The organism is Chitinophaga silvisoli, assembly GCF_003412465.1.
GTDB classification, from domain to species: Bacteria; Bacteroidota; Bacteroidia; order Chitinophagales; family Chitinophagaceae; genus Chitinophaga; species Chitinophaga silvisoli.
This window is the reverse complement of record NZ_QTJV01000008.1, coordinates 290,887-302,804: the sequence shown is the minus strand read 5'-3', so window position 1 is coordinate 302,804 and position 11,918 is coordinate 290,887. Positions and strand designations below refer to the sequence as shown.

The 11,918-nt window shown below is 42.6% G+C and carries 12 protein-coding genes and 2 tRNA genes; 3 read left to right on the top strand and 11 right to left on the bottom strand.

The genetic code is table 11. The features are described from left to right. Positions 1-184: 184 nt before the first annotated feature. Entirely contained in the window at positions 185-571 is a 387-nt protein-coding gene (locus DXN04_RS21705; RefSeq protein ID WP_116855485.1) for a hypothetical protein, read from the bottom strand. Continuing rightward, positions 568-1,185, bottom strand: coding sequence for a hypothetical protein (locus tag DXN04_RS21700; protein WP_116855484.1), 618 nt, complete (start codon positions 1,183-1,185; stop codon positions 568-570). The genes DXN04_RS21705 and DXN04_RS21700 overlap by 4 nt, the downstream gene beginning before the upstream one ends. 364 nt (positions 1,186-1,549) lie before the next feature. Here DXN04_RS21700 and DXN04_RS21695 point away from each other — a divergent pair, with 364 nt between their 5' ends. From DXN04_RS21695 to DXN04_RS21685, 3 genes are all read left to right on the top strand, one after another. Beyond that, a complete protein-coding gene (locus DXN04_RS21695) occupies positions 1,550-5,944 on the top strand; it encodes a DUF6443 domain-containing protein (protein ID WP_199415104.1) in 4,395 nt (1,464 codons plus the stop codon). After that, on the top strand, positions 5,934-6,464 hold the full coding sequence (locus tag DXN04_RS21690) for a hypothetical protein (RefSeq protein ID WP_116855483.1): 531 nt from the start codon (positions 5,934-5,936) through the stop codon (positions 6,462-6,464). Before DXN04_RS21695 ends, DXN04_RS21690 begins: the two co-directional genes overlap by 11 nt. A gap of 122 nt (positions 6,465-6,586) precedes the next feature. Continuing rightward, the gene (locus tag DXN04_RS21685; protein WP_147320016.1) at positions 6,587-7,078 is read left to right on the top strand and encodes a hypothetical protein; all 492 of its coding nucleotides are present in this window, start codon (positions 6,587-6,589) and stop codon (positions 7,076-7,078) included. A gap of 52 nt (positions 7,079-7,130) precedes the next feature. Here the strand turns inward: DXN04_RS21685 and DXN04_RS34865 are convergent. The 9 genes from DXN04_RS34865 to DXN04_RS21650 form a co-directional block, all read right to left on the bottom strand. After that, a tRNA-Asp gene (locus DXN04_RS34865) sits at positions 7,131-7,202 on the bottom strand. A gap of 8 nt (positions 7,203-7,210) precedes the next feature. Beyond that, positions 7,211-7,283: transfer RNA gene (locus DXN04_RS21680), tRNA-Val, on the bottom strand. A gap of 99 nt (positions 7,284-7,382) precedes the next feature. Then, positions 7,383-8,294, bottom strand: a complete 912-nt coding sequence (locus DXN04_RS21675) for a 2-dehydropantoate 2-reductase (RefSeq protein WP_199415103.1) — start codon at positions 8,292-8,294, stop codon at positions 7,383-7,385. Between the two features lie 9 nt (positions 8,295-8,303). Continuing rightward, positions 8,304-8,429, bottom strand: coding sequence for a hypothetical protein (locus DXN04_RS35835; RefSeq protein WP_394337843.1), 126 nt, complete (start codon positions 8,427-8,429; stop codon positions 8,304-8,306). Positions 8,430-8,556: 127 nt separating this feature from the next. Next, on the bottom strand, positions 8,557-8,964 hold the full coding sequence (locus DXN04_RS21670; protein ID WP_116855480.1) for a 5-fold beta-flower protein: 408 nt from the start codon (positions 8,962-8,964) through the stop codon (positions 8,557-8,559). A 37-nt stretch (positions 8,965-9,001) separates the two neighbouring features. After that, positions 9,002-9,658 carry a response regulator transcription factor gene (locus DXN04_RS21665; protein WP_116855479.1) on the bottom strand — a complete coding sequence of 219 codons (657 nt, stop codon included), beginning with the start codon at positions 9,656-9,658 and terminating at the stop codon, positions 9,002-9,004. 8 nt (positions 9,659-9,666) lie between these two features. After that, positions 9,667-10,452: a sensor histidine kinase gene (locus DXN04_RS21660; protein WP_116855478.1), complete on the bottom strand. Its 786-nt coding sequence runs from the start codon at positions 10,450-10,452 to the stop codon at positions 9,667-9,669. Continuing rightward, a complete protein-coding gene (locus DXN04_RS21655; protein ID WP_116855477.1) occupies positions 10,410-10,916 on the bottom strand; it encodes a hypothetical protein in 507 nt (168 codons plus the stop codon). Before DXN04_RS21655 ends, DXN04_RS21660 begins: the two co-directional genes overlap by 43 nt. A gap of 173 nt (positions 10,917-11,089) precedes the next feature. Continuing rightward, entirely contained in the window at positions 11,090-11,722 is a 633-nt protein-coding gene (locus DXN04_RS21650) for a hypothetical protein (RefSeq protein WP_116855476.1), read from the bottom strand. Between the last annotated feature and the right edge of the window lie 196 nt (positions 11,723-11,918).

Below are 11,918 nucleotides of genomic sequence, written 5' to 3'. Positions count from 1 at the left end.
CGTGGGTAAATAAATAATCAAGGAGTGCTTTGAGAATATAATAGTATGGATGACAATCCTACATTATTAGTAATAAGGCCCCCGGGTTATTATTCAAAAGTAAGAATGGGGAATGATCGATTGTATACAACATTTGTGTTATAATTGAATGGTTGGTCTTTGTCCTGATTAATCACTCTTATTATTACTTTATCATCTCCGCAATTTGCCCTTTAAGCAACTGCCTGTTCGCGGCTAATTCTGCAATTGTATCTTCACTGGCACGTATCGCCTCATACGAATTATCAAATGAACTATATCCGTCAGTTGGAATCCTTTGCAAATTAAGTAAACGAATATTTTCCCTGATTCTCGCAATTTCCTGGTCAATATCACTTACCTGCTTGTTCAGCCCATCTATAAAATCAGACTTCTGTTGCTGTAGGGCTACGGCTCTTTTCTCCTCCCTGTCTGCTCTTGCAACACTTATCTTATTCTGATTACACTGGTACAGGTTTCCCGCAAAGGATAACAATAAAACCAGGGCAGCTATTAAATTATCCGCAACCCATTTACCAATTGGAGAACTCATAAAATACCCTCCGCATTTAATGTTTCCAATTCCTTGCTAATAATATCCTGTTGCTTGTCGAGTACTTTTAAAGTATTACTATCCTCCTTCATACTCGCTTGCAGTGGTTTCAGTTGTTCTTTTAGCTGTCCAATTTCATCAAGGAAATTATGTTTTAAGTAGTCGTAATATTTAAACTTGCTCCTCACAAGATTTATTGTATCTGCATTATTTCCCCATAATGAATACGCAGCCAGCACAACTTGCATTTTGAGTAAATTATCCATTTCTTCCGGGGTTTTTTTATTGGCATAATCCCAAAATATTTCAATAGGCTCCTTGTCAAATGCGAAGATAAAACTGGATGCCCAGGGATAATTATGAATGGTCAAATGAAGACTATCATACAAAGAATTGCATAAATATACCTTCGCATCCTTTTCTGTAGCCAAAGAAGTGATTTGGGAGTTTGTAGCCTGTATCCTTCTGTTTATAAAATCAACAGAATCCTTATTTCGAATTAATGCCGAATTCCTGGCATTTATTTTCTTATGCCTTTCACAGCTGGAGCAACCCAACCAAAAACAGGTAACAAATAGAAATATCCCGGCAATAAAATATATCTGTTTCTTCATTGAGAATATATTGATGGAATCTTATTGCATTTAATACTGTTTAATAATATATTTTCAGGGGTTTCTTATTAATAAGTAGCCAGATTTCCCTCCTCAGAATAAAAATTTTGTCTATATAACCACCATTTTTTTTACTTTTAGCCCAATTTTTCATTAAGACAGGCCCTATAGTTATGAACCTAAACTTATTTGCATGTTCGTATGCCACTTGTTTTGCGACTCAGTATCTCCGCAATCAATTGAAAATCATTAATTAAATACATCCGGATTTGAGACAATAATCCTGTTATTAATCCAGGGGGTTCAAACTTTCGTTTGCCATTTAATAGAAAATTATAAGTGGCGCTTTCTAAATAATAGCTCAATGAAACTACATATATCCAGGTGGACAATTATTATCCTGCTTACAACAGCTACCGCTCACGCACAAAACAAACCCGTATCAACAAATCTTCCTGCAGCTGTAGGTGTAACCCAACCAGCACTGTCAGCCCCTTATATCAACTTTGTCCGGGTCTGGGAACCTAATATGCCCAGCACCGATACCTCCGCAATTACAACTGCCGCCAGGACTGCCACAGAAGTAAAACAGTCCACCCAATACTTTGATGGCCTTGGGCGGCTTGTACAAACCGTTCTCAAAGCCAACAGTCCGCAGCAACACGACCTGGTGACACCTGTTGTATATGATGCAATGGGAAGAGAACAGTATAAATATATTCCTTACGCTCAATACGATGAGAACACCGCTGACGGTAAGTTTAAGCAAAACCCTTTCCAGTCAGAGAAATCCTTTTACAGGAATGCAACACTCAATCCCGGCTTCACTGGCGACAGCATCTACTATACCCAGACAGAATATGAAAGATCTCCCTTAAACCGTGTACTAAAAGTATATGGCCCGGGAAGCAGCTGGGCGATAGACGGAGGTAATCATCCCGTGGAGAGCAGCTATTTAGTTAATTCATTGGCAGATTCTGTACGCATATGGAACGCTGGTACAGGATTGCCTGTATCACCCGGTACATATAATGCCGGTCAGCTTTATAAAGTTATTACCACCGACGAAGCTAAAAACCAAACGATAGAATTCAAAGATAAAGAAGGCCATGTGATCCTTAAAAAAGTGCAGGCATCAGCTACGCCCGATGTAACCCATGCCCACAAAAACTGGCTTTGTACCTATTATGTGTATGATGACCTGGGCCGGGTTGTAATGATTATTCCCCCTTTAGCCGTAACGCTTATCAACGGCGGGTGGAACCTGAACACAACTGTAGCGAACGAACTTTGTTTCCAGTACCAATATGATTTTCGCAATAGGGTAATCGTTAAAACTCTCCCCGGTGTCGGACCCGTAAATATGGTGTATGATTCCAGGGACAGACTCGTTTTTATGCAGGACTCCGTTCAAAGAAGCAAATCGCCCCAGGAATGGCTCGTTAACTTCTATGATGGCCTGAACCGGCAGGTGATGACGGCACTCTATAAAGCCAATATAAACAGAGCCGATTTACAGACAAGCATGAATGCCGTGACAGATGGTTCGCAGACGATCACGTCTACCTTTCCCGCAATAGCTGACATGGTACTGGACAGCTACGATGGAAATAGTATTTATCTTGCTACAAATAGCATTACCCTGGCACCTGGATTTGAAACCACCACGAATGCTACAGTCGAAATGTATATTGATGCAACATCCGGCGGACAGGCATCTACCATCAATGTCTCTAATCCCCTGCCGGGCATCGCCGGCAGTAATGCGCTTACCCCGCTTACTTATTTCTATTACGACAACTATGATTATCCCGGTGCCTATAAATTTCAGACAGGTGATGTCTCCAGGCTGCGGGCGACCTCCAATCCTTATAGTGAAGCAGCACTTACATCCGGCAGCACCATGACCAGGGGCAGTGTGACAGGTACTAAGGTCAGAGTATTAGATACTGATACATGGTTAACTACAAGTACCTATTATGATGATAAGGGCCGTACGGCCCAAACCATCGCAGATAACTTTGCCGGCGGGAAAGATATCACTACTAACCAGTATGATTTTAGGGGCAAATTGCTAAGCACTTTTTTGCGGCATAATAATCCGCGTAGCGCAGCCACTTACCAGACTAGCGTGTTAACCATGATGACCTATGATCATGCAGGTCGCCTGTTAAATATAACGAAACGCCTGAATGAAGACTCTTTACAGGATAAAACAATCGCCGCAAATAGCTATAATGAATTGGGGGCGCTGAAACAGAAACGCCTGGCTGCCACAACAGCCGGTACCCAGCTGGATACACTCAGTTATAATTACAACATTCGTGGCTGGCTGACCGGTATTAACAAGGCCTATGTAAATACCACGGGCAGCAACATGGGGTGGTTTGGAGAAGAAGTGAATTATGACAATGGATTTTCAATACCACAATTCAATGGCAATATCTCCGGCGTAAAATGGAAAACTAAATCAGATGGTAACGCCCGGGCTTTCGGGTACTCCTATGATAACCCAAAACGCCTGACAGCTGCTGATTTTACCCAGCAGAACAGTGGATCCACAGACTGGACACAGGACAAAGCAGACTTTTCTGTCAGCGGACTTGCCTATGATGCCAACGGAAATATTCAATCCATGGTGCAAAAGGGAATGATTGGTACTTCAAGTACCGTAGTTGATTCGCTGACTTACCACTATCTCGTTTCCGGTAGTAATAAGCTAATGTCTGTAAATGATACAAGTAAAACGACAGCTGCTAAACTGGGTGACTTCCAGAACGGTGCTAAACAGGATGATGAATACAAATATGATGTAAACGGGAACCAGATCCAGGACCTGAATAAAAGCATCACCAGCATCATATACAACCATCTCAATAAACCTACTGTAATCAGGGTAAAAGGGAAAGGTGTAATTTCCTATCAATATGATGCGAATGGTGTCAAACTCCGGAAAACTGTAGTGGATAGTACCAATAACCAGGTAAGTACCCAGGTTACTGATTATATCGGCGCGTTTGTCTACCAGCAGGATACACTTCGGGAATTGTTTCATGAGGAAGGCCGGATACGGCCGCTTTATGCGACCGGCTCTCCTGTCAGGTTTACCTATGACTATTTTGAAAGGGATCATCTTGGTGATGTTCGTGTCGTACTTGGTGCTCAGAGCGATAGTAGCAAGTATGCCGCAACAATGGAAACATCCGCTACCAGCTATGAAAACGCCTTATTCGCCAACATAGATAATACCCGGTACGAAATATCAAAAATTGCTGGTTATCCGCAGGATAATACCACCAATCCCAATGCCGCTGTTGCCAGGTTAAATGGCCTGAGCGGGCAAAAAATTGGTCCTTCCCTGGTATTGCGGGTAATGGCTGGCGATACCATCCAATTGGGAGTGAAGGCCTTCTACAAAAGCACCGGCACCAGTACATCCGCCAACACCAGCAATGATATGCTGACTGCATTGATCAATGCCTTTAATGCAGGCAGCGTGAGCGAAGGGGCACATGCTGCAACAGGCACCACATCTCCCATTGCCACCAGTTTTAATAGTACCGACTATGAAACGCTGAAACAAAAGGATCCTTCCCAGAATATATCTGGAAAGCCCAGGGCATATTTAAATTATACATTGTTTGACGACCGTTTTAATATGGTGAGTGAAAACAGTGGGGTGAAGCAGGTGCAGGGTAGTCCGGATGCGTTGCAGACATTGGCAACTGATAAAATGTTGATCCGAAGGACAGGCTTTATCTATATTTATACCAGCAATGAAAGTGGGGATGACGTGTACTTTGATAACCTGATTGTTGCTCATAATTCCGGTCCTTTACTGGAAGAAACTCATTATTATCCTTTTGGCGGAACAATGGCGGGTATTTCATCGAGGGCGCTGAAAGGAGCGGCTTATGTGGAGAATAGGATGAAGTATAACGGAAAGGAGCAACAGCATAATGAATTCCGGGACGGTACAGGACTGGAACTGTATGATTATGGTGCCAGGATGTATGATGCTCAGGTTGGGAGATGGGGTGTGGTAGATCCCTTAGGAGAGAAACATCCGGAATGGTCTCCTTTTGCTTATTGTTTAAATGATCCCATTTTGCGAATAGATCCCGATGGGTTAACTGATTTTACTTTTGATAAAAACACAGGAGAGGTAAAACAGGTGGGAGAAGCCAATAAGGATCCTGACAGAATACTGAAGACCAATTCGAAAGGGGAGGTGAAGTATGATAAAAAAGGAGTCGCTAAGGTTGCGGTTGATGGTTTGGCAAAAGGTTTCCTGAGCGACGGACAGAATTATAAATCTAAAGATTATGTTTTCAGTGTAGGTGGTGAAGGACAACCTACGTTAGCAAATTTTGAAGATTTTGCCGTCAAGATGTCTGATTACATAGGAGTAGAATTGGGCGGAGTTTATTTATCAAATGATAAAGGTGCAGATGCGAATATTTCCAAGGTGTATTTAGACAATTATGCAAACAATACATTGACAAGTAATTCCGCTACATATACAAAGCTATATTCCGATAAAGAAATAAAAGGGATGAACCTGATTACCGATTTCCATACACATCCGACAACTGGTTACGGGAGGTCTGATATTGAACGCCCTTCAGATCGCGGGGGTGATCTTCAGTATAGGGATGAAAACCGGGAAAGTTTTAGGACTTTCATAATATTAACAAAACAAGCTAATTATCCATATAATGTGCAACGAATTGATTATACGAATTATAATGAGCGCTAAGAGCATCCTGATAGCCTTATCGCTTTTCTTGCTTCAGAGTTGTACGGCCACCAAACCGGGCATCGCTCGAACCGGCAACTACGAAACTGCCATAAAAAATGCGGTTATTGACTTTCATACTACCTCAATGGCTACACATGAAAATACTTTTACCATCTCTTTTAGGGAATTGGATGGTGATATAATTGGGGTAATCATTCGTGGAACAGTCAATAAAGTCCATATCTATTCTGATGGTATGAAAACCCGGATACCTGATAAGTACATTGAATATAAGGGTAAGTTATTTTACTGGTTTGATGATAATTCTTCAGATCCTGATATCGTCCCTAAATTAAATGAATATCACCTGATTGATTCGGTTGAAAATATTTCACAGGCTAAATTAGTGCATGATGATGGCAAAATGGCAATGAATTACTATTTCTGCAAGCAGAATTTATTTTACTATAAAAAAGTTATTACTAATAAATTGCTAAGGCCAGCCATGCCCCGAAATTTCAGCTGCATGGGGAAATAATTTCTATAGGAGAATTCTTTCATAAAAAAGAAAACACCTTTCCATACCATATGACTCCGAATAGCATCAATTTACGAAGTGTGCTGTTTCTTAAAAGCCTTATTTTAATCCTATCACTTTTCATGTTTCAGAATTGTGCCACCACAAAGCTCCACATGAACCAATCCGGCAATTATGAGACCGCTATTAAAAATGCTATTCTGGATTTCAATTCCACTTCAATGGCTAAACGCGGAAAGGTCTTCGTAGCCTATTCGCAGGAATTAGACAGCGGAATAATTGTAGTTGTGATACATAGTCCGGTAAATAAGGTCAAAATATTTGCTGATGGAACAAAAAGCACCTTACCTACAAGGTACATTGAATATAATAACAAACTCTATTATTGGCATGACAGCACCTCCTCAGATGTCAACACCATTTCCAAATTAAACGAATACCAGGCTATTGACTCCCTGCAGGATCTTTCACAGGCAGTGCTAAATCATGACGATGCTAAAAAAGGCATGTATTACTATTTCTGCAAGCAAGACCTGTCTTACTTCAAAAAGGTGATTTCAAATAGATTGTTGAGAGAATCAATGCCGCGAAACTTCAGCTGCAAAAACAAATAAAAAAGCGCATCCCCGTCATAAGAGAATGCGCTTATTCCAAATACAACAACAATAGTGAAGACAGGCCTCGAACCCGCATCATCTACCTGATGGGCAGACGTATTTCCAATTATACGACCTCACTATTGCTTTGTGGGGAAGTAAGGGCTCGAACCTACCTCTCTGGTTTGTAGCACCAGCGTTTTTCCAACTAAACTATCCCCCGTATACAATGGAGGCGGCGAGACTCGAACCCGCATCCGCAAACTTGGGGTAAGCAGTTTTCCATTTAAGTGTACACCCCCATTGTAATATGTAAAAATAACTAATATTTACTAAGGAACAATAACTGCTGCAGCAACATATCCACCTTACTCATATAATATCCCGCCGCCTTCGCCATCGCTACCGGGTTCTCATAAATATATCTCAACTCCATCGGCCGCCCTGCATCATAATCCAGCTTCATGCTTGGCGCATACGGCCGCATCGCTATCGTAAACTGCAACATATCATACACCATTGCCTCAGGTAATAAAGCCCCACAGGCATTCGCGCCTAAAATCACCTCATGCATGATCTCCTTCGACAGGTTATAGGTAGCACGATCCGCCAGCAGTTTATCCGCCGTCGTATTCAATACCACACACATCCCATTGAAAGTAATATTCCACACCAGCTTCCTCCAACGCAGTGTATTCAAATCCTCCGCCTTTTTTGCGATTAATCCTGTCCTGTCAAACGCCGCAACTACCCTGTCAATCATCCCCGCATCCTCAATATTGAAATTCCCTATCTCAAGATCCCCATAATCCAAGTGATGCATCTGTCCCGGCCCCACCTTATTGACTGAGATCAATGCCGTCGCACCTGCCACCCCCGTACCAGGGAATTGTGCAGCCACATCAGCCTCTACACCCAGGCCATTCTGTATTAAAATAATTACAGACCCATCATGTAATAATGGCTGTACCAACGATGGCAACACACTTTCATTACTGGTCGTCTTCAAACATACCAGTATCACATCGCATACAGGCATATCAGCTGCATGCTGATATGCATTCACCTTATCTAAATGAATATTACTGAATACCTCAGAAATTACGTGGAGTCCTTCTTCCTTTACTATTGCATAGTCACTGTTCAATAAAAAGTGTACTTCCTCGCCGGCATTGGCTAACATGGCACCATACAATCCTCCGATGGCCCCGGTTCCTACTATCGCATATTTCATGATCAGAAATTATAATGTAGCTGCTAAGATACAATCTATTACCTTTTCCGCCCTGCATCCGTTCAAACCTGCACCCCAACTGGCATTGAACTCCAGCACAAACCAGCCCAATACTTCATTAAAACCAAGATCCACTACAACGGTTACGGGCAAATGATCCTTGTATGCCGCTAAAAAAAACACTCAAAAACGCCCTGCCATCTGCCAGATCCGCACTTCTTCAAATTCTACATCCGTTTTTCCCGGAATTAATAAAATCATGTCAGTTCATTTCGAAAAAGAAAAAAACAACAGCCACCCATTCCTTTTTTATTCCGCTGGCAGTACCTAAGGTGGAATAGTTACTGGCCTGGACGGTACCATCATCTTTGATATAACCCAGGGTTGAATAGCTACTACTTGTTACCTTCCCATCCTTGTTGATGTAGCCGACAGTACTGTAATGACTATCCTCCACCTTACCTTCTTTCACATAGCCGATTGTGTTATAAGCGGCATCCTGGATGCGGCCATCGCTTTTTATATAACCGACTGTCTGGTAACTGCTATTCTGTATTCTGCCATCACTATTGATATAGCCTTTGATGGCATAATTGCTGGCCCGGATAATCTGCGCCCTGGCCTGAATCCCTATGCTAAAAAGAATCACTATTAAATGCAGCCATTTCATGCCATATATAATTTCAATTAACCCCAAAAACGCCTGCCTACTTCAGCGTGATCAGCTCATTCCTGATCGCAAACAACACCAGGCCTGTTCTGCTCTTAATGCCGAACCTTTGAAACAAATCCTGCCTGTAATTATCGATTGTATGCGGACTCAGATTCATCTGATCCGCTATCTCCTTATACGTATACTCCGTACAACACAATTCCAGGAACTTCACCTCATTACTACTCAGCTTCTCCGGCACATTCCCACCAGCCAGCTGCCCCTGTATATTCCGCAGCAACTTAAAAGATACCAGCTCATTTATAAAAAAGCCCTGTTCATTGATCGTCTTGATGGCATGCACGACATCCGTTGTCCGCGACTCCTTCAGCAAATAGCCACCCGCACCATTCTTCAGCATCTTAATTATCGGCTTCTCCTCCTCAAACATACTCAGGGCCAGTACCTTGATATCCGGATAATGCTCCCGCAACCAGCGCGTACTCTCAAACCCATCCATCACCGGCATACTGATATCCATCAATATCACCTCAGGCGTAGGAAACTGCGTGATCTTATGTTTCATATCCTCCCCATTCGAAGCATCAAACACAATAGCAATCTCCGGAAATTCTGATAACAGGCTTATCATGCCCTGCCTGAACAGGGTATGGTCATCTATAATGGCAATCGTGGTTTGCTTTTCAGCCATAAGTCTCTTTAGTAAGGAATCGTAATTTTAATGGTAGTGCCGGCACCGGGTGTGGATTGGATCTGTGCCTGACCGCCAATCATGCCTGCCCGCTTCTGGATATTCTGTAATCCCATGCCTTTGTGCTGCTTCATGATTTCAGTCACATCGAACCCGGAACCATTGTCATGTATAGACAAGGTTAACACATTACCAGCAAACGCTAAGTTAATAACAATTTCTTTGGCCTGTGCATGCCGCACGATATTATTCAGGATCTCCTGGAATAGCCGGAAGGCAATGGTCGCTTTATCCGCGAGAGGAGGGAGAGGGCTTTCGGGGTGGGTATAGGTTATTTTAAAAAGATCGGACCGTTCCAGGTATTCCAGTTCGAAGGCAATGGCATCTATCAGGCCCCTGTTCAGGAGCTCCTCGCCATGCAATAACCGGGACAGCGCCCGCAGCTCTTTCACCGCCCTTTTGGCAAGTGCTTCCGCCGCGGCCACTTTTTCACCGGCCTTCTCCGTATCCTGCATGTTGATAGAACCCAGTGTCATCACCGTTAGGCCTAACAACTGTCCGATGTTGTCATGCAAATCATATCCGATGGTCTTCAGGGTCTGCTCCTGGACTTCCATCTGGGTTTTCAATAATTCGGTGTTAAAAGCCTGTTTCAGGCCTTCTTTTTCTTCCGCATGCTTCTTTTTCCGTCGGTTATAGAGGTTTACATATACTATCAGGAACAAGGGGGCAATCAGAAAGATGACGGTCGTTATACCGATGAAGAATAATACTTCCTTTGAAGAAATCTGCATATAAAAGCGTATGACCAACAGGCATACAACAACACATTCAGGATCGAATAAGTGACATACCTGATCGACATGGTGATCAGCTTGATTTCATGCACCAGGTAATCATTGAAAATGTTGGTCGCTGTACTGCCAAAGTAAAATATAAGAGTTCCATTTACCCACCAAAACGGGGCGTAGGAGTTTAGCACGATATACTGATCGTCCCGTAAGATCAGATAATAAAAATAAAGACTTGCCAGTACAAATACGACGGATTCAGTAGAGGCAGTTACGTTTACGAACTTTGCAAAATGAAATTGAAGACCTTCCAATACGTACATGACCATAAAGATGCAGAGCCAGATTAACAACAGGCTGCGTTTATTGGTATATTGCAGATATAAGTGGTAAAAAAAACAGCTGATAAAACCACATTCAATCAGCAGGTATATATTATATAATGGGGCATTCGATATATCCGTCATCTTCCGCAGATATGACCCGGTCATTTCTGTCACAAAGGTTAGCAACAAGTAGACGATAAAATACCGCCATATAGGCGTTTTGTCTTTTATAAGACAAAACGCCGCTACCAGAAGGCAGATCAATTCTGCGGCGGTATTTACTGTGAAGGGTAAATTCATGCTGTATAATCAAATCATTGAGTAATTAACAGAGCTCCTACACCTTTGCAGGTCGCAGGCGGAGGACACAATTCACCACGGTTCTCAGCAGAAGCCAGTATAATACGCCCCTTTCCTACAGTACCTCTTGGATCATTGTTGAAATAATCCCAATGGAAAATTGTATCATTTCTTGTGGAGTCTCTTGTAGTCACCATAATAAGCGTATTACGGTTCCAGTAAGGTTTCTGTGGAATGTGCGTGTGGCTGCTGTCATACTTGTTATAGGTACTGTCATACGCCGCAAAATAAAAACGGATACCATCCCCGCCCTCAGCTTCCAGCTGCTCTACAAGTGCCCTTAGTCTTGAAGCACTGAACCATACAGTACGTGTGTTAGAGCCCATTTTATGTGGCCTGCCACCAATCATTTCTGTAGCGCAGGCATCGCAACCTGAAGAATCTACCGGGATCTTGCCGGCACGACCCGCATAGTTTTTTACATATATTTTTGCAAACTCCACACTGATTGTGTCTTTATCCAGCAGTCCTGCTGTAGATGATTCCTTGTGATCATCTTCCGGGATGGAAGGAGATTGTTTTGATTGACAGGCAGTCATAGTCATAGCTACCATCGCTATGGTGATAATGGCAACAGGGATGTTCATAACATTTAACGGTTTAAGGTGTACCTAAATTTATAAAAAACTATTTCAATTTCATTTAATAGCCTGCAACTACTTTCAAAAGGCAGTGGAGGGCAGCTACCTAGCCCATGAGCTACCTTGTCCACATACCTTTCTGAAAGTAGTGTGCAGGCCGGTTGGTAAGGTTATGTCTGAGGGGGGTGTGTATAAGGATGAA

Excerpts from the sequence above, each read along its gene's own strand:
- DXN04_RS21655 (WP_116855477.1), bottom strand. The coding sequence starts at position 10,916 with ATGACGGATATATCGAATGCCCCATTATATAATATATACCTGCTGATT.
- DXN04_RS21690 (WP_116855483.1), top strand. The coding sequence starts at position 5,934 with ATGAGCGCTAAGAGCATCCTGATAGCCTTATCGCTTTTCTTGCTTCAG.
- DXN04_RS21650 (WP_116855476.1), bottom strand. The coding sequence starts at position 11,722 with ATGAACATCCCTGTTGCCATTATCACCATAGCGATGGTAGCTATGACT.
- DXN04_RS21670 (WP_116855480.1), bottom strand. The coding sequence starts at position 8,964 with ATGAAATGGCTGCATTTAATAGTGATTCTTTTTAGCATAGGGATTCAG.
- DXN04_RS21700 (WP_116855484.1), bottom strand. The coding sequence starts at position 1,185 with ATGAAGAAACAGATATATTTTATTGCCGGGATATTTCTATTTGTTACC.
- DXN04_RS21685 (WP_147320016.1), top strand. The coding sequence starts at position 6,587 with ATGTTTCAGAATTGTGCCACCACAAAGCTCCACATGAACCAATCCGGC.
- DXN04_RS21675 (WP_199415103.1), bottom strand. The coding sequence starts at position 8,294 with ATGAAATATGCGATAGTAGGAACCGGGGCCATCGGAGGATTGTATGGT.
- DXN04_RS21660 (WP_116855478.1), bottom strand. The coding sequence starts at position 10,452 with ATGCAGATTTCTTCAAAGGAAGTATTATTCTTCATCGGTATAACGACC.
- DXN04_RS21705 (WP_116855485.1), bottom strand. The coding sequence starts at position 571 with ATGAGTTCTCCAATTGGTAAATGGGTTGCGGATAATTTAATAGCTGCC.
- DXN04_RS21695 (WP_199415104.1), top strand. The coding sequence starts at position 1,550 with ATGAAACTACATATATCCAGGTGGACAATTATTATCCTGCTTACAACA.
- DXN04_RS21665 (WP_116855479.1), bottom strand. The coding sequence starts at position 9,658 with ATGGCTGAAAAGCAAACCACGATTGCCATTATAGATGACCATACCCTG.